Source organism: Oerskovia douganii, from assembly GCF_015142735.1.
GTDB lineage: Bacteria > Actinomycetota > Actinomycetes > Actinomycetales > Cellulomonadaceae > Oerskovia > Oerskovia douganii.
This window is the reverse complement of sequence record NZ_JACSPN010000001.1, coordinates 324,132-343,507: the sequence shown is the minus strand read 5'-3', so window position 1 is coordinate 343,507 and position 19,376 is coordinate 324,132. Positions and strand designations below refer to the sequence as shown.

At 73.5% G+C, this 19,376-nt stretch carries 21 protein-coding genes and 1 pseudogene; 7 read left to right on the top strand and 15 right to left on the bottom strand.

Going from position 1 to position 19,376, the window contains the following annotated elements; genetic code table 11:
- Positions 1 to 7: 7 nt before the first annotated feature.
- The 8 genes and pseudogenes from H9623_RS01510 to infC all read right to left on the bottom strand — a co-directional run.
- Positions 8 to 868 carry an SDR family NAD(P)-dependent oxidoreductase gene (locus H9623_RS01510; protein WP_193718296.1) on the bottom strand — a complete coding sequence of 287 codons (861 nt, stop codon included), beginning with the start codon at positions 866 to 868 and terminating at the stop codon, positions 8 to 10.
- Positions 861 to 3,446, bottom strand: a complete 2,586-nt coding sequence (gene pheT, locus H9623_RS01505; RefSeq protein WP_193718295.1) for a phenylalanine--tRNA ligase subunit beta — start codon at positions 3,444 to 3,446, stop codon at positions 861 to 863. Before pheT ends, H9623_RS01510 begins: the two co-directional genes overlap by 8 nt.
- Positions 3,446 to 4,537, bottom strand: a complete 1,092-nt coding sequence (gene pheS, locus H9623_RS01500) for a phenylalanine--tRNA ligase subunit alpha (RefSeq protein ID WP_193718294.1) — start codon at positions 4,535 to 4,537, stop codon at positions 3,446 to 3,448. The genes pheT and pheS overlap by 1 nt, the downstream gene beginning before the upstream one ends.
- 238 nt (positions 4,538 to 4,775) lie before the next feature.
- On the bottom strand, positions 4,776 to 5,402 hold the full coding sequence (gene thpR / locus H9623_RS01495) for an RNA 2',3'-cyclic phosphodiesterase (RefSeq protein WP_193718293.1): 627 nt from the start codon (positions 5,400 to 5,402) through the stop codon (positions 4,776 to 4,778).
- 11 nt (positions 5,403 to 5,413) lie between these two features.
- Entirely contained in the window at positions 5,414 to 6,325 is a 912-nt protein-coding gene (locus H9623_RS01490) for a TrmH family RNA methyltransferase (protein ID WP_193718357.1), read from the bottom strand.
- Positions 6,326 to 6,372: 47 nt separating this feature from the next.
- Entirely contained in the window at positions 6,373 to 6,759 is a 387-nt protein-coding gene (rplT, locus tag H9623_RS01485) for a 50S ribosomal protein L20 (protein ID WP_193718292.1), read from the bottom strand.
- Between the two features lie 75 nt (positions 6,760 to 6,834).
- Entirely contained in the window at positions 6,835 to 7,029 is a 195-nt protein-coding gene (gene rpmI / locus H9623_RS01480; protein WP_030150472.1) for a 50S ribosomal protein L35, read from the bottom strand.
- A gap of 517 nt (positions 7,030 to 7,546) precedes the next feature.
- A pseudogene (gene infC, locus H9623_RS19185) lies at positions 7,547 to 8,101 on the bottom strand (translation initiation factor IF-3); the annotation flags it as partial.
- A gap of 439 nt (positions 8,102 to 8,540) precedes the next feature.
- On the opposite strand from infC, the gene H9623_RS01470 reads away from it, so the two are divergent.
- The 6 genes from H9623_RS01470 (at position 8,541) to H9623_RS01445 (ending at position 13,163) form a co-directional block, all read left to right on the top strand.
- Positions 8,541 to 8,975 carry a Fur family transcriptional regulator gene (locus H9623_RS01470; protein ID WP_193718291.1) on the top strand — a complete coding sequence of 145 codons (435 nt, stop codon included), beginning with the start codon at positions 8,541 to 8,543 and terminating at the stop codon, positions 8,973 to 8,975.
- A gap of 109 nt (positions 8,976 to 9,084) precedes the next feature.
- Positions 9,085 to 10,587, top strand: a complete 1,503-nt coding sequence (locus H9623_RS01465; protein ID WP_321575203.1) for a catalase — start codon at positions 9,085 to 9,087, stop codon at positions 10,585 to 10,587.
- 282 nt (positions 10,588 to 10,869) lie between these two features.
- Complete coding sequence (locus H9623_RS01460; RefSeq protein ID WP_193718289.1) at positions 10,870 to 11,232, top strand: DUF1844 domain-containing protein; 363 nt, start codon at positions 10,870 to 10,872, stop codon at positions 11,230 to 11,232.
- Between the two features lie 95 nt (positions 11,233 to 11,327).
- Positions 11,328 to 11,966, top strand: coding sequence for an efflux RND transporter periplasmic adaptor subunit (locus H9623_RS01455; protein WP_321575202.1), 639 nt, complete (start codon positions 11,328 to 11,330; stop codon positions 11,964 to 11,966).
- Between the two features lie 41 nt (positions 11,967 to 12,007).
- On the top strand, positions 12,008 to 12,718 hold the full coding sequence (locus tag H9623_RS01450; protein WP_321575201.1) for a S1C family serine protease: 711 nt from the start codon (positions 12,008 to 12,010) through the stop codon (positions 12,716 to 12,718).
- A 10-nt stretch (positions 12,719 to 12,728) separates the two neighbouring features.
- Positions 12,729 to 13,163, top strand: a complete 435-nt coding sequence (locus tag H9623_RS01445; protein ID WP_193718287.1) for a spore germination protein GerW family protein — start codon at positions 12,729 to 12,731, stop codon at positions 13,161 to 13,163.
- A 114-nt stretch (positions 13,164 to 13,277) separates the two neighbouring features.
- Here the strand turns inward: H9623_RS01445 and H9623_RS01440 are convergent, their stop codons facing one another.
- From H9623_RS01440 to H9623_RS19735, 7 genes are all read right to left on the bottom strand, one after another.
- Positions 13,278 to 14,117 carry an SseB family protein gene (locus H9623_RS01440; protein WP_321575200.1) on the bottom strand — a complete coding sequence of 280 codons (840 nt, stop codon included), beginning with the start codon at positions 14,115 to 14,117 and terminating at the stop codon, positions 13,278 to 13,280.
- Positions 14,114 to 14,845 (bottom strand): bifunctional 1-(5-phosphoribosyl)-5-((5-phosphoribosylamino)methylideneamino)imidazole-4-carboxamide isomerase/phosphoribosylanthranilate isomerase PriA, encoded by a 732-nt coding sequence (gene priA / locus H9623_RS01435; RefSeq protein WP_193718286.1) that lies wholly within the window; start codon positions 14,843 to 14,845, stop codon positions 14,114 to 14,116. The genes H9623_RS01440 and priA overlap by 4 nt, the downstream gene beginning before the upstream one ends.
- 119 nt (positions 14,846 to 14,964) lie before the next feature.
- Positions 14,965 to 15,612, bottom strand: a complete 648-nt coding sequence (gene hisH / locus H9623_RS01430) for an imidazole glycerol phosphate synthase subunit HisH (RefSeq protein ID WP_193718285.1) — start codon at positions 15,610 to 15,612, stop codon at positions 14,965 to 14,967.
- Complete coding sequence (locus H9623_RS01425; protein WP_321575198.1) at positions 15,609 to 16,238, bottom strand: hypothetical protein; 630 nt, start codon at positions 16,236 to 16,238, stop codon at positions 15,609 to 15,611. The genes hisH and H9623_RS01425 overlap by 4 nt, the downstream gene beginning before the upstream one ends.
- Complete coding sequence (hisB, locus tag H9623_RS01420) at positions 16,235 to 16,834, bottom strand: imidazoleglycerol-phosphate dehydratase HisB (protein WP_193718284.1); 600 nt, start codon at positions 16,832 to 16,834, stop codon at positions 16,235 to 16,237. The genes H9623_RS01425 and hisB overlap by 4 nt, the downstream gene beginning before the upstream one ends.
- On the bottom strand, positions 16,831 to 17,970 hold the full coding sequence (locus H9623_RS01415; protein ID WP_193718352.1) for a histidinol-phosphate transaminase: 1,140 nt from the start codon (positions 17,968 to 17,970) through the stop codon (positions 16,831 to 16,833). The genes hisB and H9623_RS01415 overlap by 4 nt, the downstream gene beginning before the upstream one ends.
- 214 nt (positions 17,971 to 18,184) lie before the next feature.
- The gene (locus tag H9623_RS19735) at positions 18,185 to 18,721 is read right to left on the bottom strand and encodes a Rieske (2Fe-2S) protein (RefSeq protein WP_193718283.1); all 537 of its coding nucleotides are present in this window, start codon (positions 18,719 to 18,721) and stop codon (positions 18,185 to 18,187) included.
- A 153-nt stretch (positions 18,722 to 18,874) separates the two neighbouring features.
- On the opposite strand from H9623_RS19735, the gene H9623_RS01405 reads away from it, so the two are divergent.
- On the top strand, positions 18,875 to 19,354 hold the full coding sequence (locus tag H9623_RS01405; RefSeq protein WP_227747952.1) for a hypothetical protein: 480 nt from the start codon (positions 18,875 to 18,877) through the stop codon (positions 19,352 to 19,354).
- Positions 19,355 to 19,376: the final 22 nt, after the last annotated feature.

Below are 19,376 nucleotides of genomic sequence, written 5' to 3'. Positions count from 1 at the left end.
CGGCCGGTCAGCGCGCCGGCAGCGCCCCCGGCATCGGGTCGTCGTCGCCGTAGCGCGTCACACGCAGTCGACGTGCCTCCGGGCCGGGCACGGCGTCCGCGTCCCCGGTGGCCCCCGAGGCGGCCGCGCGCAGGGACGCGGGCGAGTCGTGCGTGACCCGCACGAACGTGCCCGACCACGCGTCGAGCTCGCCGCGCGCGATCGCGACGACCATCTCGACGGTCCGCTCCACGGGCGTCCACTCGGTGCGCCCCACGTGCATGTCCATGGACGCCGTCAGGTCGGTCCGGACCACCCCGGGAGCGACCTCGAACGTCCGCAGCCCCCGCGCGTGCCCCGACGCGTGCAGGTTCGAGCCCAGGCGCAGCAGCGCGGTCTTGCTCGCGTTGTACGCGGTCGCGCCGTCCATGTCGTGCGAGCCCGCGCCGGAGTTCAGGTCGACGACCCGGCCGCCGCCGCGCGCGAGCATCCCGGGGACGACCGCACGCGCGAGCAGGAACGGACCACGCAGGTTGGTCTCCATCACGGACCACCACTCGTCGGGGTCGGCCTCCCACAGCGGGACCTCGGCGTCGATGCGCCCGGCGTTGTTGACCAGGAGGTCGATCCCGCCCAGCTCGGCCTCGGCACGAGCGACCGCGGAGTCGACCGCCTCGACGGCGCCGACGTCCGCGACCAGCGCCACGGCCCGGCGACCCCGTGCACGGACCTCCGCGACGACGTCGTCCACGCGGGACGCATCGCGTCCCAGGACGGCGACGTCGAGGCCCGCGTCGGCGAGCCCCAGCACGACCGCGCGGCCGATGCCGCGCGCACCACCCGTGACGAGGGCGGTGCGCGCGGGGGCCACGGTGGTGACGTCAGCCACGGAGCTCGGCCCCGACCTTCTCGTGCGCCACGGCGACCGCGGCCGCACGCACGGCCGCGGAGTCCTCCGCGGTCAGCGTCCGGTCGGTGCCGCGCAGGCGCAGGGAGAACGCGAGGGACTTCTTGCCCTCGCCCACCTGGGGGCCGGTGTAGACGTCGAAGAGCGCGACGTCCTCGAGCAGCTCGCCCGCGCCCTCCTCGATCGCGGCGCGCACGGCCGCGGCCGGCACGGAGTCGTCGACGACGAGCGCCAGGTCCTCCTTCGCGAGCGGGAACGACGAGACGGGCGTCGCCTGGACAGGCTTGCCCGGCGCAGCGGCGACGAGCGCGTCGAGGTCGACCTCGAACGCCACGGTCCGCGCAGGCAGGCCGAGCGTCTCGAGCACCTTGGGGTGCAGCTCTCCCGCGTGCCCGACGACGGTCCCGTCCGTCAGCTCGAGCCTCGCCGTGCGCCCGGGGTGCCACGGCGCGTGGTCGTGGTCCGCGACGACCTCCACCCGAGTGCCCACCCGCTCGGCGACCAGCTCGGCGGCGGCGAGCGCGTCCGTCCAGTCCGCGGCGCGGCCGGCCCCCCACCAGCCCGAGGCCACGCGCTGGCCGGTCAGGACGCCCGCGACCCGGCGCGGCTGCGGCGGCACCGCGGCCTGCAGCGTGGCGAGGTCCTGCTCGCTCGGACGGACGCCGCCCGGCAGCTGGGGAGCCGCCGGCGCACCGACGACGGGACGCGTCACGAGGCCGATCTCGAAGATCGCGAGGTCCGCGTTGCCGCGTCCCACGTTGCGCTTGAGCGTGCCGAGCAGCGTCGTCAGCAGGTTCGTGCGCATCTCGGGGTGGTCGTCCGCGAGGGGGTTGACCAGGCGCAGCGCGCGGCGACGGTCGTCGTCCGCGGGCAGCCGCAGGTCGTCGTGCGACTGCGGGTTCACGAACGGGTAGCTGAGCGTCTCGACGAACCCGGCCTCCGCAAGGGCGCGGGCGACCGAGCGGCGCAGCTGCTGCGAGGTCGTCAGCCCACGCCCCGCGGGCGCGGGCGGCAGGACCGACGGGATCTTGTCGTAGCCCACGAGACGGGCGATCTCCTCGACGAGCTCCGCGGACCCCGTCAGGTCCGGGCGCCACGTGGGCGGGGTGACCTCGAGGGTCGTGCCGCCGTCGAGGTCGCGGACCGTGCAGCCGATCTCCGTGAGGACGCCGCGCACCTGCTCCGAGGTGTACGGGACACCCACGAGACGCTCGGCCTCGTGGATCGGGAAGACGATCGGCGTGACGGGCGGGACCGTGTTGAGGTCGCTCACGGCCTCGTCCACGGTGCCGCCGCCGAGCTCCACGAGCAGCTCGACCACGCGCTGGGCCGCGACGGGCGGCAGCGCCGGGTCCGCGCCGCGCTCGAAGCGCTTGGCGGCCTCGGTCGGGAGCTTGTGGCGCCGCGCCGAGCGGGCGACCGTGATCGGGTCGAAGTGAGCGGCCTCGACCAGGACGTCGGTCGTGGTCTCGCTGACCTCGCTCGACGCCCCGCCCATGACACCCGCGATCCCGAGCACGCGCGATCCGCGGACGCCCTCCGGCGAGTCCGTGATGAGCAGGTCCTCGACGTCGAGGCGGCGGTCGACGCCGTCGAGCGTGGTGTGCCGCTCCCCCGCGTGCGCCCGGCGCACGACGACCGGCCCCGCGACCTTGGCGAGGTCGTAGGCGTGCAGCGGCTGACCGAGGTCCAGCATGACGTAGTTCGTGATGTCGACGGCGAGGGAGATGGGACGCATGCCCGCCTGCGTCAGGCGGCGCTGCATCCACGCCGGGGTCGGGGCCTGCGGGTCGATGCCCCGCACGATGCGCGTGACGAACCGGTCGCAGCCGGTCACGCCGTGGATCGGGGCGCCGTCCTCGACCTCGACCGGGAAGCCGTCGGGCGTGACGCCCGGCAGGTCGCCCGTCGGCAGGCCGCGGTCGGTGAAGGCTGCTCCCGTGGAGTGCGAGTACTCGCGCGCGACGCCGCGGTAGGAGAAGCAGTACCCGCGGTCCGGGGTCACGTTGATCTCGAGGACCTCGTCGCCGAGGCCCAGGAGCTCGAGCGCGTCCGTACCGGGCGTCGTGTCGTACCCGGTCTCCGGGGAGTACCCGTAGCGGTCGAGCACGATGATGCCGTCGTGGTCCTGCCCCAGGCCGAGCTCCTTGGCCGAGCAGATCATGCCGTCGGAGACGTGCCCGTAGGTCTTGCGGCTCGCGATGGGGAACGGTCCGGGCAGCACCGCACCGGGCAGCGCGACGACGACGCGGTCACCCGGGCCGAAGTTGTGCGCACCGCAGATGATCCCGCGCGGGGTCCCTCCCTCGGCCACCGGGACACCGTCGACGTTGTGCGCCCCGACGTCGACCTGGCACCAGTTGATGACCTTGCCGTTCTTCTGCTCCTCGGGCTCGACCGAGACGACCTGGCCCACGACGAGCGGCCCCGTGACGGACGACCCGTGGATCGCCTCCTCCTCCAGGCCCACCTTCACGAGCGCGGCGGCCAGCGTCTCGGCCGTCAGGTCGGCCGGAAGCTCGACGTGGTCGCCGAGCCAGTCGATGACGATGTTCGGCATCAGATCCCCATTCCGAACTGGGTCGAGAAGCGGACGTCGCCCTCCACCATGTCGTGCATGTCAGCAATTCCGTGGCGCAGCATGAGCGTGCGCTCGATGCCCATGCCGAACGCGAAGCCCGAGTAGACCTCGGGGTCGATCCCTGCGGAGCGCAGGACGTTCGGGTTGACCATGCCGCAGCCACCCCACTCGATCCAGCCGGCCCCGCCCTTCTTCTGGGGGAACCACAGGTCCATCTCGGCGCTGGGCTCGGTGAACGGGAAGAACGACGGGCGCAGCCGCGTACGGGCCTCGGGGCCGAACATCGCCTTCGCGAAGTGGTCCAGGGTGCCGAGCAGGTGTGCCATGGTCAGGCCCTTGTCGACCGCGAGCCCCTCGACCTGGTGGAACACGGGCGTGTGCGTCGCGTCGAGCTCGTCGGTGCGGAACACCTTGCCCGGGCACGCGATGTACACGGGCAGCTCGCGCTCGAGGAGCGTGCGGGCCTGCACGGGCGAGGTGTGCGTGCGCAGCACCAGGTTCGAGGGCTCACCGGGCTCACCGTCGGGTCTCGCGGGAGCCTGGAGGAAGAACGTGTCCTGCATCTGGCGGGCCGGGTGGTCCGGTCCGAAGTTCAGGGCGTCGAAGTTGAACCACTCGGCCTCGATCTCCGGCCCTTCGGCGATCTCCCAGCCCATGGCCGTGAAGAAGTCGGCGGCGCGCTCCTGGAGCGTCTCGAGCGGGTGGCGGGCACCGGCGGGGGCGCGGTCGACGGGGAGCGTCACGTCGACCGACTCCTCGACCAGGACGCGCTCGTCGCGCTCGGCCTCGAGGACCTGGGTGCGGGCGGCGAGAGCCTGGTTCAGGCGGCCGCGGATCGGGCCGAGGAGCTTGCCCGCGGCGGCCTTGTCGGCGGGCGCGAGCTGGCCGATCTGGCGGTTCGCGAGAGCGAGGGCGCTGCGGTCGCCGGTGTGCTCGAGGCGCACCGTCTTGAGCTCGTCGAGGTCGCGGGCTGACTCGACCGCGGCGAGGGCCTCGGACAGGACGGCCTCGAGCGCGGGACCGTCGAGGGGCGAGGGCGCAGCGGGCTGGACCGGATCAGGGGTGGACATGCGTGCCTTCCTGGCGGGATCGGGACCGGACGCGCAGAGGTCACCTCGCGCGTCCAACTGAAGATTCTAGAGCGCCCGCCGGGGCACGACCGGTCGATCCGGGGACACCACGCGGCGTCCCCTGGTCGACGTGCGCAGCGTCAGCCGCGCGGCCCTCGAGCGGGCCACGTAAATCGGCGATCATCGCGCTGCATGCCCTCATCGTCCCACACCCTCCCCCGCGCGCCCGAGGGACCGGTCACCGGTCCTCGGGCTGAGCCTCGCCCAGGGGGAAGGTCCGCACGACCTCGTACAGGGGGGCTCCGCTGCGGCCGGCCCCCGGGGTCGACTCCACCAGGCAGAGCTCGTCGGCGGTGAACCGCGGACCCTCGTAGACGGCCAGCGCGTGCGCCAGCTCGGCCGGCCCGGGGCCCGTGGGCCGGGGATCGGTCTTCCGGCGGGACGTCTTGCGCGGCCCGGAGGCACGCGCCACGGTCAGGTGGGCGCGCTGCCGGGGCCTCCGGTCGAGCCGCAGCCCGACGTCGGAGGCCGCCTCCGCGGTCCCGGCGCTCAGGCGTCGCAGAGCCTCGGCGTCGCCACCCACTCCCGCGAACAGGATGCGGTCCTCGAAGGTCCCCGCCCCCCGCAGGTGCAGCGAGAGAGGGGCCGCGGACCGCGCCACCCCGTCGAGCGCCACGCCCAGGTCGTCGGCCGCGCCGTCGGCGACCTCGCCGAAGAACGCGACCGTGAGGTGCATGAGCTCCCGCGGGGTCCAGCGCAACGACGGACGGCCGTCGTCGAGGGCCACCGCCCCGAGGGCGGACAGCGCGAGCCCCAGGTGGTCGAGGGCCTCGTCGGAGGGGTAGAGGGCAGCGAACAGTCGCACGGACCGTCCCCTCACCGGGCCTCGTCCACGTCGGCGGTCGTGGCGGTGGTGCCGACGGGACGTGGTCGGTGCGCCCGGCTCGACGCGTACAGGCAGACCGTGGCGGCCGTGGCGAGGTTGAGCGACTCGGCCTGGCCACGGATCGGGACGCTCACCACGGCGTCGGCCAGCTCGCGGTCCTCGGGAGGGAGCCCCCATGCCTCGTTGCCGAAGACCCACGCGGTGGGCCGCTCGAGGTCGGGCGAACCTGCCGGTGCCGATCCTGCGACGTCGAGCAGGTCGTCGAGGTCGTGGTCACCGTTGCCGTCCGCGGCCAGGACGGTTAGCCCGGCGGCGCGCAGCGCATCGACGGTCTCCGCGAGGCTCACGCCGGTCACGACCGGGACGTGGAACAAGGACCCCGCCGTGGAGCGCACGACCTTGGGGTTGTGGACGTCGACGCTCTCGCCCGCGAGGACCACGAGGTCCGCGCCGGCGGCGTCCGCGGCACGGATGACGGTGCCCGCGTTGCCGGGGTCCCGCACCGTGGCGAGGATCGCGACGAGCCGCGGGGACCTGGCGGCCTCGCTCGCGAGCGTGACCTCCTGCGTCCGTGCGACCGCCAGGATGCCCTGGGCGTCCGTGCTCATGGCCTCGAACGCCTCGGGCGTCGTGAGGTGCACGTGCAGGTGCTGGTCGAGGGCGTCGTCGACGATCTCCGCGTACCGCTCGGCAGCCGACGAGGTCACGTACACGTCGCGCACCAGGTGCGCGCCGTGCCGGACGGCCTCGCGCACGCCCTGAGGGCCCTCCACGAGGAACTGCCCGTGGCGGGAACGCGCCGAACGCCCGGACAGTGCCCGTACCGCCTTGACCCGGTCGCTCCGAGGGTTCGAGACCTCGGGAACTCGACGGAAGAACGGTACGGGGCGACCTGAGGACAGATCGTTCACTGTGCGGGCGTCCGGTGAGAAGAGTCGCTGCTCGATGATCAGGCAGCAGCCTTCGGGGCGTTCACATCGGTGGGCAGCGCGTCCTTCGCGGCCTGGACGAGCGCGTTGAAGACGGTGACGTCGTTGACCGCGAGGTCGGCGAGGACGCGACGGTCGACCTCGATGCCAGCAGCCTTGAGGCCCTGGATGAGGCGGTTGTACGTCAGGCCCTGGGCGCGGGACGCAGCGTTGATGCGCTGGATCCACAGACGACGGAAGTCGCCCTTGCGCGCCTTGCGGTCACGGTAGGAGTAGACGAGGGAGTGGGTGACCTGCTCCTTCGCCTTCCGGTAGAGACGCGAACGCTGGCCGCGGTAACCCGCAGCGCGCTCGAGAGTTGTACGGCGCTTCTTCTGGGCGTTGACCGCCCGCTTCACGCGTGCCACGTGATGCTCCTTGCAGTTCGGGGCTCAGGTAGGGATTCAGCGATGGTCAGCGCCGGGGCGCGACCACCAGGCAGATCACTTACCGAGCAGCTTCTTGATCTTCTTGACGTCTGCGGGGGCGACGACCTGGTCAGCAGACAGGCGACGCGTGCGCGTGCTCGACTTGTGCTCGAGCAGGTGGCGCTTGTTGGCCTGCTCGCGCATGACCTTGCCGCTGCCGGTGATGCGGAACCGCTTCTTGGCGCCGGAGTGCGTCTTGTTCTTCGGCATGGCTGCCGTTTCTCCTTTGTCTGGTCGAGATCCCGGGAGGGATCCGACGTGTTCGGGCCGTGGCCGGTGGGCCTGGCTCGGTGTCAGTTGGTCAGCTGGACTTGCCGCCCGGCTTCGGCTTGGACGCCGTGCCGGGCTTGGGCGCTGCCGGCCGGGGAGCCGGGGGCTTGGGCATGGCGGCCGGCTTGGGCACCGCGACCGGCTTGGGAGCCGCCGCGGGCTTGGGCGCTGCCGCCGGTGCTGCCGGGGCAGCGGCCTTGGGCGCAGGAGCCTTGGGAGCCGACGCGCGGGGCGCGGCCTTGGGTGCAGCGGCCTTGGGGGCTGCTGCGGGAGCGGCGGCAGGGGCCGGGGCGGGCTCGGGAGCTGCGGCTGCCTTGGCCGCTGCTGCGGCCTCGGCGGACTCGACCATCTCCGCGGCCTCGGCGACCTGCACCTCGAAGGGCACGTCACCGCCGTCCGCGGGCTCCTCGGAGACCTCGACGGGCGCGGGCCGGGGGTCGGTCTTCGCCGTCTTCGGCTCGGCCTCCTGAGCGCGCTTGCGCTGCTCGTTCTTGGCCTCGGCCTTCTTCTTGACCGGGCCGAGCACCATGATCATGTTGCGCCCGTCCTGCTTGGGCGCGCTCTCCACGAAGCCGAGCTCCGAGACGTCCTCCGCGAGGCGCTGCAGGAGACGGATACCCATCTCCGGGCGCGACTGCTCGCGGCCACGGAACATGATCATGACCTTGACCTTGTCGCCCGCGGCGAGGAAGCGCTCGACGTGGCCCTTCTTGGTGCCGTAGTCGTGCGGGTCGATCTTCAGACGGAAGCGGATCTCCTTGAGGACCGTGTTCGCCTGGTTCCGGCGAGCCTCACGGGCCTTCATGTCCGACTCGTACTTGAACTTGCCGTAGTCCATGAGCTTGCACACCGGCGGGCGTGCGTCGGGGGCGACCTCCACCAGGTCGAGGTCAGCGTCCTGGGCAAGGCTCAGGGCGACCTCAATGCGGACGACGCCGACCTGCTCCCCACCTGGGCCGACAAGTCGGACCTCGGGGACACGGATCCGATCGTTGATGCGAGGCTCGCTGATGTGATGCTCCTAGGAAGTCGTCGGTAGACCACCAGGAACGGGAAAGGCCCCCGTCCCAGAGCGCAGGGAGGAGGCCATCGATCGGGTCGTCGCGGGTGCGACGAACACACCGTCGCGCCACCGTGAAGAACGGCGACGCTCCGGACCGAGACCCGGCCTCTGTCGTGACGATCGTCAGCAGTTGAAGCTCAGGTGGGATGGAATCCACTTTGCGCACCCGTAGTCCACCCTCCGAAGCACCATCTGGAGCCTCGTCGAGAACCTACGGGTCGGTCAGCCACCAAGAATAGCACGCACCGTCGGGCGACCCGACGGCGCCCGCCGCGCCAAGCGCGACAGCCCGCGCACCGGTGCCCACCGGGCGCGCCCCTGCGCCCACGCTACCCACTGGAGAGCCTCCAAGATTGGAACTCTTCCAGAAAACGGGTACTGTGGCGGCATGCCCACCGAGAAGCAGGTCCGCCCAGCGGACAACGAGACCGAGCTCCGCGACAGCGGGCTGCGTGTCACGGCTGCACGTCTCGCGGTCCTCGACGTCGTCGCACGGCAGCAGCACGCCAACGCCGAGGACGTGCTGCGCGCGACGCGCGAGGCTCTGGGCTCGGTGTCCGTCCAGGCGGTGTACGACGTCCTGAACACGCTCACCGAGCACGGTCTGCTGCGTCGGATCGAGCCCGCGGGCCACCCCGCGCGCTACGAGCGCCGGCTGGGCGACAACCACCACCACGTGGTGTGTCGCTCGTGCGGCGCCGTCGCGGACATCGACTGCGCCGTCGGGCACGCCCCGTGCCTGACCCCGAGCGGCAGCAACGGCTTCACGATCGACACCGCCGAGGTCACCTACTGGGGCCTGTGCCCCGACTGCGCGGCCTGACGGCCCGCACCCCCACAGCTCTCTTCACCGCTCCCCGGAGCACCGTCCCCACCGCCCCCTACCCACAACGCAGGCACAGGGCCCCGTGCTCCGCCTGGAGGAGATGACGATGACGAACACCCCCTTCACCACCACCCAGACGGGTACGCCCGTCCCGAGCGACGCCCACTCGCTGACCGCGGGCGCCGACGGCGCGACCGCGCTGCACGACCGCTACCTGGTCGAGAAGCTGGCCCAGTTCAACCGCGAGCGCATCCCGGAGCGCATCGTGCACGCCAAGGGCGGCGGCGCGTTCGGTGAGTTCGTCGTCACGGAGGACGTCTCGGCGTACACCCGTGCGGCCGTGTTCCAGCCGGGCGCGCGCACCGAGACTCTGCAGCGCTTCTCGAGCGTCGCCGGCGAGCAGGGCTCCCCCGACACGTGGCGCGACGTGCGCGGCTTCTCGGTGAAGTTCTACACGACCGAGGGCAACTACGACATCGTCGGCAACAACACCCCGGTCTTCTTCATCCGCGACGGCATCAAGTTCCCCGACTTCATCCACTCGCAGAAGCGCCTGCCGGGTTCCGGCCTGCGCGACGCCGACATGCAGTGGGACTTCTGGACCCTGTCCCCCGAGTCCGCGCACCAGGTGACCTACCTCATGGGTGACCGTGGCCTGCCGCGCTCGTGGCGCGAGATGCCGGGCTTCGGTTCGCACACCTACCAGTGGATCAACGCGGCGGGCGAGCGCTTCTGGGTCAAGTACCACTTCACGTCGAACCAGGGCAACGTCGAGATGGAGGGCTCGGAGGCCGAGCTCATCGCGGGCGCCGACGCGGACTACTACCGCCGCGACCTGTACGAGGCCATCGAGGCCGGCAGCTTCCCGTCCTGGGACGTGCACGTCCAGGTCATGCCGTACGAGGACGCCAAGACGTACCGCTTCAACCCGTTCGACCTGACGAAGGTCTGGCCGCACGCCGACTACCCGCTCATCAAGGTCGGTACGCACACGCTCAACCGCAACCCGCAGAACTTCTTCGCGGAGATCGAGCAGGCGGCGTTCTCGCCCGCCAACACGGTCCCAGGCATCGACATCAGCCCCGACAAGATGCTCATGGCCCGCGTGTTCTCCTACCCGGACGCGCAGCGCTACCGCGTGGGCACCAACTACAACCAGATCCCGGTCAACGCGCCGCACGCCGCGCCGGTGCACAACTACTCGCAGGACGGCGCCCAGCGTCACGGGTTCAGCTCGCCCACGACGCCGGTCTACGCCCCGAACAGCCTGGGCGGCCCCGTGGCCGACGAGGCGCGCGCCGGGGTCGGCTCGTGGGAGTCGGACGGCGAGCTGACGCGTGCCGCGGCGACGCTGCACGCCGAGGACGACGACTTCGGCCAGGCCGGCACGCTCTACCGTGAGGTCTTCGACGACGCGGCCAAGGCGCGCTTCCTCGAGACCATCACGGGCGCCGTGGGCGGCGTGCAGAGCATCGCGATCCGCGAGCGCGCGATCCAGTACTGGACGAACGTGGACGCGAACCTCGGTGCGGCGCTGCGTGCCGCGCTCGAGGTCACCCCGCTAGCGGCCGACGAGCCGGGCGTCACGTCGGAGCCCTCGCACTCCTGACGCCGACGCTCCTGCCCGGCGCGACGCCGTCGGGCAGGAGCTCTCGCGTCACCCTGCACCACCCCGGGAGGCCGGGTCCGCCGCGCGGGCCCGGCCTCGCGGCCGTTCGTGCACGTCGCGGGACCTGGCGGGCGCTTGGCACACTATTCCGCGCGAAGCCCTGCGCCCTGCCCGACGGCGTCACGCGCCGCCGGTCGTGCGCCCCCGCGTCGCGCCGGGCGCACCCGAAGCGACCGGCGAGCCGTCCACGACGGGCCCCGGCTCCCCGTCCACTCTGGAAAGATGGGGACCATGACTACCGAGAACGACCCCATCGCCCAGGACGCCACCCGGGACATCGCCGACGTCGCGGCCGTCGAGGTCATCACCTCCGCCGCCGTCCACCTCATGAGCGCCGCCGCCGTCAAGTGCGGCCTCGCCGAGGACGCCGTCGAGAAGGAGCACCTCGACCTCGACGAGGCACGCAAGCTCATCAACGCCCTCGCCGCGCTCGTCACGGCCTCGGCCCCCGACATCGGCAACCAGCACGCCCGCTCGCTGCGCGACGGCCTGCGCTCGCTCCAGCTCGCCTTCCGCGAGGCCTCGGTCTACCCCGACCCCCTGGGCGAGGGCCCGGGCGAGAAGTACACGGGCGCGGTCAGTTGAGCACCCCGTCGGGCGGGCTGCCGGTTCCTCCCCCGCCGTCCAGCGCGCACGGGGGCGACGGCGTCGTGCCCCCGCCCGGCGGAGACCCCGGCCCGGTGCCGAGCCGACCTCCCACGCCCGGCCCCACCACCCCGCAGACCTCTGCACCCCAGGCCCAGGCCTACCAGACCGCCGCGGCCCTGCCCGGCACCGGGGCGGCCGGACCCACCGCGGGGCCCCGCCGGCCCGGGCGCGGCCGGACCGTGGCGATCGTGCTGCTCTCCGCGCTGCTCCTGGCGGCCCTGGCGCTCGCCGCCTACCTCCTGACGACGACCCGGAGCTGGCAGGACCGCAGCGCCGAGTGGGAGTCCGTGTCCCGCGGGCTCGGCGAGCAGGTCGCCCAGCTCGGCGCCGACCTCGACGGCGCGAACGCCGAGCTCGAGTCCGCCCGCTCCCAGCTCACGACCGCCCAGGACCGCATCACCGCGCTCGCCAACGAGAAGGCCCAGCTCGGCGACGAGAACGTGGCCTCGCAGCAGTACCTCGACTACCAGGCCCGCATCTCCGAGGCCGCCGGCACCGTCGCCGCAGCCCTGGGCCAGTGCACCACCGCGCAGGACGAGCTCATCGGGTACCTGAACAACCGTGACGCGTACAACCCCGACGACCTGGCCCGCTTCGCGACCCAGGTCGACGACCTCTGCAAGGTCGCGACGGACGCCAACACCGAGCTGCAGCAGGAGCTCGCCCAATGAGGCGGGCGCGGCCCGCGACGCGCGGCCGTCGGGCCCTCGGGGTGACACTCACCGCAGCCCTCGCCGCGTCTCTCGCGGCCGGCTGCGGGGCGCTGCCCGAGCTCCCCGGCCCCATGCCCACCTCGGTCGTGCCGAGCTTCGCGGCGCAGGTCGAGCCCCTGGGGTCGGAGAACCTCTCCCCCGACGGGTTCGACGCCGTCAAGCGCATGGCCGTCCGCATCCGCAACGTGGGGTGCTCGTCGCTGTCGACCGGGTCGGGCTTCGCGCTCGACGACCGCACGCTGATCACCAACAAGCACGTCGTCGAGGGCTCGAAGTCGCTCCAGGTCCTCACGTACGACGGGCGTGACATCCAGGTCGAGACGGCGAGCGCCGCAGGGCTCGCGGACCTCGCGATCGTGCGCACGAGCGACGACCTCCCCTCGGCCCCGACGCTCGCCGCCGCAGACCCCGCCCAGGGCGACACCGTGACGGTCGTCGGCTACCCCGAGGGCGGCCAGCTCACCGTGACGCAGGGCAAGGTCGTGGGGACCGCCACGGACCCGCTGCACGAGAACCTCGGTCAGGTCCTCGTGACCGACGCGCAGGTCGAGCCCGGCAGCTCGGGGTCGGCCGCGCTCAACGAGGCCGGCGAGGTGATCGGGGTGGTCTACGCGAAGTCGACCGACGCGTCACTCCTCGTACCGGTCTCGACGCTGCGCTCGATGCTCGACGACGCGTCAGCCTTCGCGACCCTGCCGCCCTGCTCGTAGGCTGCGAGGCATGAGCAGCGACAGCAGCAAGAACGCGGCGGGGCGACCGGACCCCTCCTTCATCGTGCGCGCGGCGAGCGACGCCTTCTCGGTGCGCAAGGTGTTCGGTGAGCCGTACGAGCGCGACGGGACCCTCGTGATCCCCGTGGCGAAGGTCTGGGGCGGCACCGGGACGGGGTACGGGTACGGCGTCGGGTCGCCCGACGGGGCGCCGGACGCCGCCTCCGGCACCGAGCACGGCACGGGCGACGGACCCGGCGAGGGTGCAGGCGGTGGCGGTGGCTTCGGGGTCCGGGTCCGCCCGGTCGGCGTGTACGCCGTGGGCTCCGACGGCACGCGGTGGCACCCGGCCCTCGACCTCAACAAGGTCATCCTGGGTGGCCAGGTCGTGGCCATGGTGCTGGCCGTGGTCGGCGGGTGGGTCCTGGGCCGCCGACGCCGCTGACCTCGTCGGCGCGGCAGGGGCGCCCCGGGTGGGGCGGCCGCGACGACCGGACCTGTCGGACCGGGGGCTGCGGCGCCGGCGGGCCGCAGCGCCCGACGGCACCGCGACCGCAGGTCAGTCTGCGCGCCCGATGCGCAGCTCGAGCGAGTCGACCCGCTCCGAGACGACGTCACTGCCCGCGAGGGCCGCGTTGACCCGGGCGAGGACCGCGTCGAGCCCGCGCCGGTCGAGCCCCGAGTCGATCGAGAGCACGACCGCGACCTCCGCGCTGCGGCCCGTCTCGGCGCGCACGGCCGCGACGTGCTCGATCCCCTGGACCGCGCCGGTGATCGCGGCGGCGACGTCGGGCACGACTGTGCCGTCCATCACCGCGGGGGCCCAGTCCTTGCCCTGCGCGAGGGCCCACACCGCGGGCCGCGGCACGAGGACCGTGACCGGTCCGGCGGGGTCGAGGACCAGGAGCGACCAGTCCTCGCTCACGGCCGACAGCGCCGCCCGCGGGGCGTCCACGGGGACCTGGCGCGCGTCGGGCCGCCAGGCGGCCATGCTCGCGACGCTCGAGAACACCGGGAGCGCCCGACGTCCGTCCGGGGCCTCGAGCGCGACGACGCCGGCCGAGGCCTCCTTGTCGACCTTCTGGCCGTGCTCCCCCACGCCCGACTTCTCGAGCTCGGCCAGGACGGGGATGAGCAGGCGCGTGCGCGCGAGCTGCGCGACCACCTCGGTCAGGCTCGCGGCACCGGCCGCGAAGTCGGCGAGGACCCCGACCAGCGCGGGGTCGGCCGACCCGTCGTCGTCGGCGACGCCCGACGACGGAGGCAGGGCCTTGCCCGCCCCGTCCGACGGGGCCGGGGCACCGGACGCCGGATCGGCGGGCCCCTTCGAGAACGGCGACGCCCCGTGGGGGGTGCCGTGGGAGTGGCCGGCGTGCGGGTCGGGCGTCGCCGAGGTCACGGACGGCCTGCCACGTCGAGGGCCTGGGGCAGCGTGAAGGCCCCCGCGTACAGGGCCTTGCCGACGATGGCCCCCTCGATGCCCTCGCCCACGAGCGCGCGCAGCGCCTCGAGGTCCGCGAGGCTCGAGATGCCGCCCGACGCGACGACCGGTGCGTCGGTACGGGCCGCGACCTCACGGAGCAGGTCGATGTTGGGGCCGCGCAGCGTCCCGTCCTTGGTCACGTCGGTCACGACGTAGCGCGAGCAGCCGGCCGCGTCGAGACGCTCGAGGACCTCCCACAGGTCCCCTCCCTCCTGCGTCCAGCCGCGCGCCGCGAGGGTCGTGCCGCGCACGTCGAGCCCGACGGCGATCGCGTCGCCGTGCTCGGCGATGACCTTGGCCGTCCACTCGGGGTTCTCGAGGGCCGCGGTGCCGAGGTTGACGCGCGAGCACCCTGTCGCGAGCGCACGGGCCAGGGACTCGTCGTCCCGGATGCCGCCCGAGAGCTCGACCTGGACGTCGAGGCGCGCGACGACGTCGGCCAGGAGCTCGGCGTTCGAGCCGCGACCGAAGGCCGCGTCGAGGTCCACCAGGTGCACCCACTCGGCGCCCCCGGCCTGCCAGTCGAGGGCCGCCGACAGCGGGTCGCCGTACGAGGTCTCCGAGCCGGCCTCCCCCTGGACGAGGCGCACCGCCTGCCCGTCGGCGACGTCGACGGCGGGCAGCAGGACGAGACGATCGGTCATGAGGAGGTCCTTCCGAGGGATTCACGAGGCTGGGGGCGGGGTCCGCGCGGTGCGGGCGCCCGTGACACGGTGGTTGACACGGTGGTGCGGCGGGCGGGGACGGAGCCCTGCCCACGGGTTCAGAGCGAGCGGACCCAGTTCTCCAGGAGGCGGGCACCGGCGTCGCCGGACTTCTCCGGGTGGAACTGCGTCGCGGAGAGCGGGCCGTTCTCGACGGCTGCGACGAACCGGCCGCCGTGCTCGGACCACGTCACGAGCGGGGCGCGGAACGCCGGGCCGACCGGCTCGTCGACCCCGAGCGGGAAGCGGCGGGCCGCGTAGGAGTGCACGAAGTAGAAGCGTTCGTCGGCGATCCCGTCGAACAGCACCGAGCCGTCGGGCACGTCGACCGTGTCCCAGCCCATGTGCGGGACCACGGGCGCCTCGAGGCGGTCGACGATCCCGGGCCACTCACCGAGCCCCTCCGTGAGGGTGCCGTGCTCGTCCCCCTCGTCGAACATGACCTGCATGCCGACGCAGATCCCCAGCACCGGGCGCCCGCCCGCGAGGCGGCGCTCGACGATCTGGTCGCCGCGCACGGCCTTGAGGCCGGCCATGACCGCGGCGAACGCCCCGACGCCGGGGACGACCAGGCCGTCGGCCTCCGACGCGCGCGCACGGTCCGCGGTGAGCTCGACCCGGGCACCCACGCGCTCGAGGGCGCGGACCGCCGAGCGGACGTTGCCGAAACCGTAGTCGAGGACGACGACCGAGGGCCCCTCGCTCACTTCTTGCGCGCCTTGCGAGCCGAGGCCGTGAGCAGTCGCATGGCCTTCCAGCGCGAGATCCCCGAGCTGGGCACGACGCCCGCGAGGTCCGCGACGGTCGTCTGCCCCGTCACGAGGTCCTCGAGCTCCTCGGGGGCACCGCCCAGCACGAGGCCGGGGGCGAGCACGTCGCCCTCGACCCCGCCCTCCCAGCGGACCGCGGTGATCTGCTCGCCGCGACGCGTGAGGAGGATGAGGGGGACGCCCTTGACGAGGGTCGAGATCGCGGCCGCGGCACGCTGGGGGGCGTCGCCCGACCGGTCCCGCAGGACGGCGAGCGCACCGATGCCGGTGGGCACGGCGTCGACCTCGACCTGCGCGATCGAGCACGCCGCGGCGAGGGGCTCGGCGCCCGCGATCTGGGTCACGAGGACCGCGACCTCGGGGTCGGAGGAAGGGGTGAGGAGGCTCGAGATGTCGTCCGGGATCTCCAGGTCCAGCTCGGGCTCGTTCGGGTTCTGCGGGGTGGTCATGTCGTCCGTCTCGGTCGTCCGCGGGTCGTGGTCGCGGGGTTCGGGGGCCGTGGCCGGCTCGTGGCCGCCCTCGGTCCCGTCGGGCTGTGCAGGGAGCGTGGGCTCGGGGCTCACAGGGCGCCCTTGGTCGAGGGGATGCCGTCGACCCGGGCGTCGGGGGCCACCGCGAAGCGCAGGGCGCGCGCGAGGGCCTTGAACTGCGCCTCCACGATGTGGTGCGGGTCGCGGCCCGAGAGCACGCGCACGTGGATGCAGATCGCCGCGTGGTGCGCGATCGACTCGAGCACGTGGCGCGTGAGCGACCCCGTGAAGTGCCCACCGATCAGGTGGTACTCCTGCCCTGCGGGCTCACCCTCGTGCACCAGGTACGGGCGGCCCGACACGTCCACGACCGCGAGCGCGAGCGCCTCGTCGAGCGGGACCATGGCGTCGCCGAAGCGCGAGATCCCCGCCTTGTCGCCCAGCGCGATCCTGAGCGCCTCGCCGATGGTGATCGCGACGTCCTCGACCGTGTGGTGCGCGTCGATGTGCGTGTCGCCCGTGGCCCGGACCGTGAGGTCGATGAGCGAGTGCTTGCCGAGGGCCGTCAGCATGTGGTCGTAGAACGGGACGGTCGTCGAGATGTCCGTCTTCCCGGTCCCGTCGAGGTCCAGCTCGACGAGCACGCTCGACTCCGACGTCGCGCGCTCGATGCGCGCGGTGCGCTTCACAGTCCTGCCACCTCCACCAGGGCGTCCTTGAACGCCGTCATCTCCTGCGGGGTGCCGATCGACACCCGCAGCCATCCGTCGGGACCAGTCTCCCGGATGAGGACGCCCCGATCCAACAGGCCCTGCCAGACCGCGTGCCGGTCCGGGAAGGTGCCGAACAGGACGAAGTTCGCGTCGGAGTCCGCGACCTGCAGGGGCTCGCCCCCCAGGGCCGCCGGACGCTGGGCCCGCAGCCACGCGACCGTGGCGTCGCGCTCGGCGCGCAGGGCGTCGACCTGGGCCAGGAGGGACGCCGAGTGCTTGAGGGCCGCGCGCGCGACGGCCTGGGTCGCGGCGGACAGGTGGTACGGCAGCCGGACCACCCGCAGCGCGTCGACGAGCGTGGTCGACGCGGCGAGGTAGCCCACGCGCGCCCCGGCCAGCGCGAACGCCTTGGACATGGTGCGCGAGACCGCGAGGTTCGGGTAGCGCTCGAGCAGCTCGAGCGCCGAGGGGACGCCCGCGCGGCGGAACTCGCCGTACGCCTCGTCGACCACGACGACGGCCGACGTGCCGGGCTCGGCGCCGCGGGGCGTGACCGCGAGCGCGGCCTCGCACACGGCCTCGACGACGTCGCGCGTCAGGGCCGTGCCGGTCGGGTTGTTCGGGCTGGCCAGGAGGATCACGGACGGGGCGTGCTCGGCGATCGCCGCGCGGGCCGCGTCCGGGTCGAGCGTGAAGTCCGTCTCGCGCCGGCCGGTGACCCAGGCGGTCGAGGTGTCTCGCGCGTACTCGGGGTACATCGAGTAGGTGGGAGCGAAGGACAGGGCCGTGCGCCCCGGTCCGCCGAACGCCTGGAGCAGGTGCAGCATGACCTCGTTGGAGCCGTTCGCGGCCCAGACCTGCTCGGGGGCCACGCGCACGCCCGACTCGCCCGCGAGGTAGTCGGCCAGGTCCTGGCGCAACCCCGGGAAGTCGCGGTCCGGGTAGCGGTTGAGGGTCGCGGCCGCGGCCGCGACGTCCGCGGCGATGGTCGCGACGACCTCGGGAGAGGGCGCGTAGGGGTTCTCGTTGACGTTGAGCAGCACGGGCACGTCGAGCTGCGGCGCCCCGTACGGCTCGATCCCCGCGTGCTCGGCCCGCACCGGCAGGTGCACCTCCGGCGCGGCGTGCGCGCGGGGCTGCGAGAAGGAGGCACCCGCCTGGGGTGCGCCGTCCGGGGACTCGAGGAGTGGAGTGGTCACCAGGACAGTCTACGAACCGTGCGTGGACGAGGGGTGAACGTCCGGCAGGCGGGCGGTGCGCCCGGGCCGGGCAGGCTGGTCGGTCCGGTCGGTCCGGTCGGTCCGGTCATGCTCCCGGTTGCGCGGTTCAGGCGGTGACGACGTCGCTGCCGCTGACCGTGACGGCCAGGCGCGGCAGCGGAGTGGGCGCCGGCCCGGCGAGCACGTCCCCGGTCGACAGGTCGAAGCGGGACCCGTGGCACGGGCAGTCGAGCTCGCCGTCCCCGGGGGCGACCGTGCACCCCTGGTGCGTGCAGATCGCGCTGAACGCCTCGAAGGTCCCCTCCTCGGGCTGGGTCACGAGGTAGGGCGCGCCGTCCACCTGGACCGAGACCGCTCCCCCGACGGGCACGTCGCCCGTGGGCGTGACGACCGTGCCCGACGGCGCCGCGCTCGTCGCGCTCGACCCTCCGGTCCCGCCCGAGGTCCCCGCGCCCCCGCCGCCGCCCGAGCACGCGGCGACCACCAGGGCCCCCGCTCCGGCACCGGCGGACACGAGGAGCGAGCGGCGTGAGAGAGGCTGGGCCGCGCGGCGGGCGAGCTGCTCGGTCGCGGGTTCGGGGGGCGACGCCGGGCCGGGCTCCGCGTGCGGGCGAGGGGTGGCCCGCGTGGTCGAGGTCTCCATGGTCACCCTTCGCCGTGCGTCCGGGGTCGATCGGTCCTTCAATTGAAGCACCGGGACCGACGCGACGCGCGAGCGCGAGGGCTCGGTCCGGCGCCCGCCGTGCGCGACCTCCGGGACCCTTCGCCTCCCGCGCCCGACCGCTCGGAGCCCCCCATGGACGCGTCCGGACCTCCTCCCACCGCCGGGTCGACGCCCGGCCGCTCTCCGGCGTCGGGCACCCCTCCCACCCCGCCCCCGCTGCCGCGCGGGGCGTGGCTGCTGCGCGGCGTGACCGCCGCGGGGCTCCTGCTCTCGGCCGACGTGCACCTGTTCCTGTACGTCCAGGGCTACCGGGACATCGAGGTCGTGGGGCCCCTGTTCCTGCTCAACGCGGTCGCGGGCTTCGCGCTCGGGCTGCTCGTGCTGGTGTGGCGCCACTGGCTGCCGCTGCTGGGGGCGGTCGGGTTCTCCGTCGCGACGCTGGGGGCCTTCTACCTCTCGACCACGGTCGGCTTCTTCGCGGTCGAGGAGACGCTCGGCGGGGTCCAGCAGGTCACGGCTGCGGTGAGCGAGTGGGTCGCGCTCGTCGGGGCGCTGCTCGCGCTCGTGGTCGAGCGGCGCAGGTCGTCCGGGCGCTCGCGAAAGGGCGCCTGACCTGCACCCGGAACGCTTGTGA

What these genes read in the sequence shown, in the direction of transcription:
- pheT (WP_193718295.1), bottom strand. Translation starts at nt 3,446, where the DNA reads ATGCCGAACATCGTCATCGACTGGCTCGGCGACCACGTCGAGCTTCCG.
- pheS (WP_193718294.1), bottom strand. Translation starts at nt 4,537, where the DNA reads ATGTCCACCCCTGATCCGGTCCAGCCCGCTGCGCCCTCGCCCCTCGAC.
- rpmI (WP_030150472.1), bottom strand. Translation starts at nt 7,029, where the DNA reads ATGCCGAAGAACAAGACGCACTCCGGCGCCAAGAAGCGGTTCCGCATC.
- H9623_RS01470 (WP_193718291.1), top strand. Translation starts at nt 8,541, where the DNA reads ATGCCCACCGAGAAGCAGGTCCGCCCAGCGGACAACGAGACCGAGCTC.
- H9623_RS01465 (WP_321575203.1), top strand. Translation starts at nt 9,085, where the DNA reads ATGACGAACACCCCCTTCACCACCACCCAGACGGGTACGCCCGTCCCG.
- H9623_RS01460 (WP_193718289.1), top strand. Translation starts at nt 10,870, where the DNA reads ATGGGGACCATGACTACCGAGAACGACCCCATCGCCCAGGACGCCACC.
- H9623_RS01445 (WP_193718287.1), top strand. Translation starts at nt 12,729, where the DNA reads ATGAGCAGCGACAGCAGCAAGAACGCGGCGGGGCGACCGGACCCCTCC.
- priA (WP_193718286.1), bottom strand. Translation starts at nt 14,845, where the DNA reads ATGACCGATCGTCTCGTCCTGCTGCCCGCCGTCGACGTCGCCGACGGG.
- H9623_RS19735 (WP_193718283.1), bottom strand. Translation starts at nt 18,721, where the DNA reads ATGGAGACCTCGACCACGCGGGCCACCCCTCGCCCGCACGCGGAGCCC.
- H9623_RS01405 (WP_227747952.1), top strand. Translation starts at nt 18,875, where the DNA reads ATGGACGCGTCCGGACCTCCTCCCACCGCCGGGTCGACGCCCGGCCGC.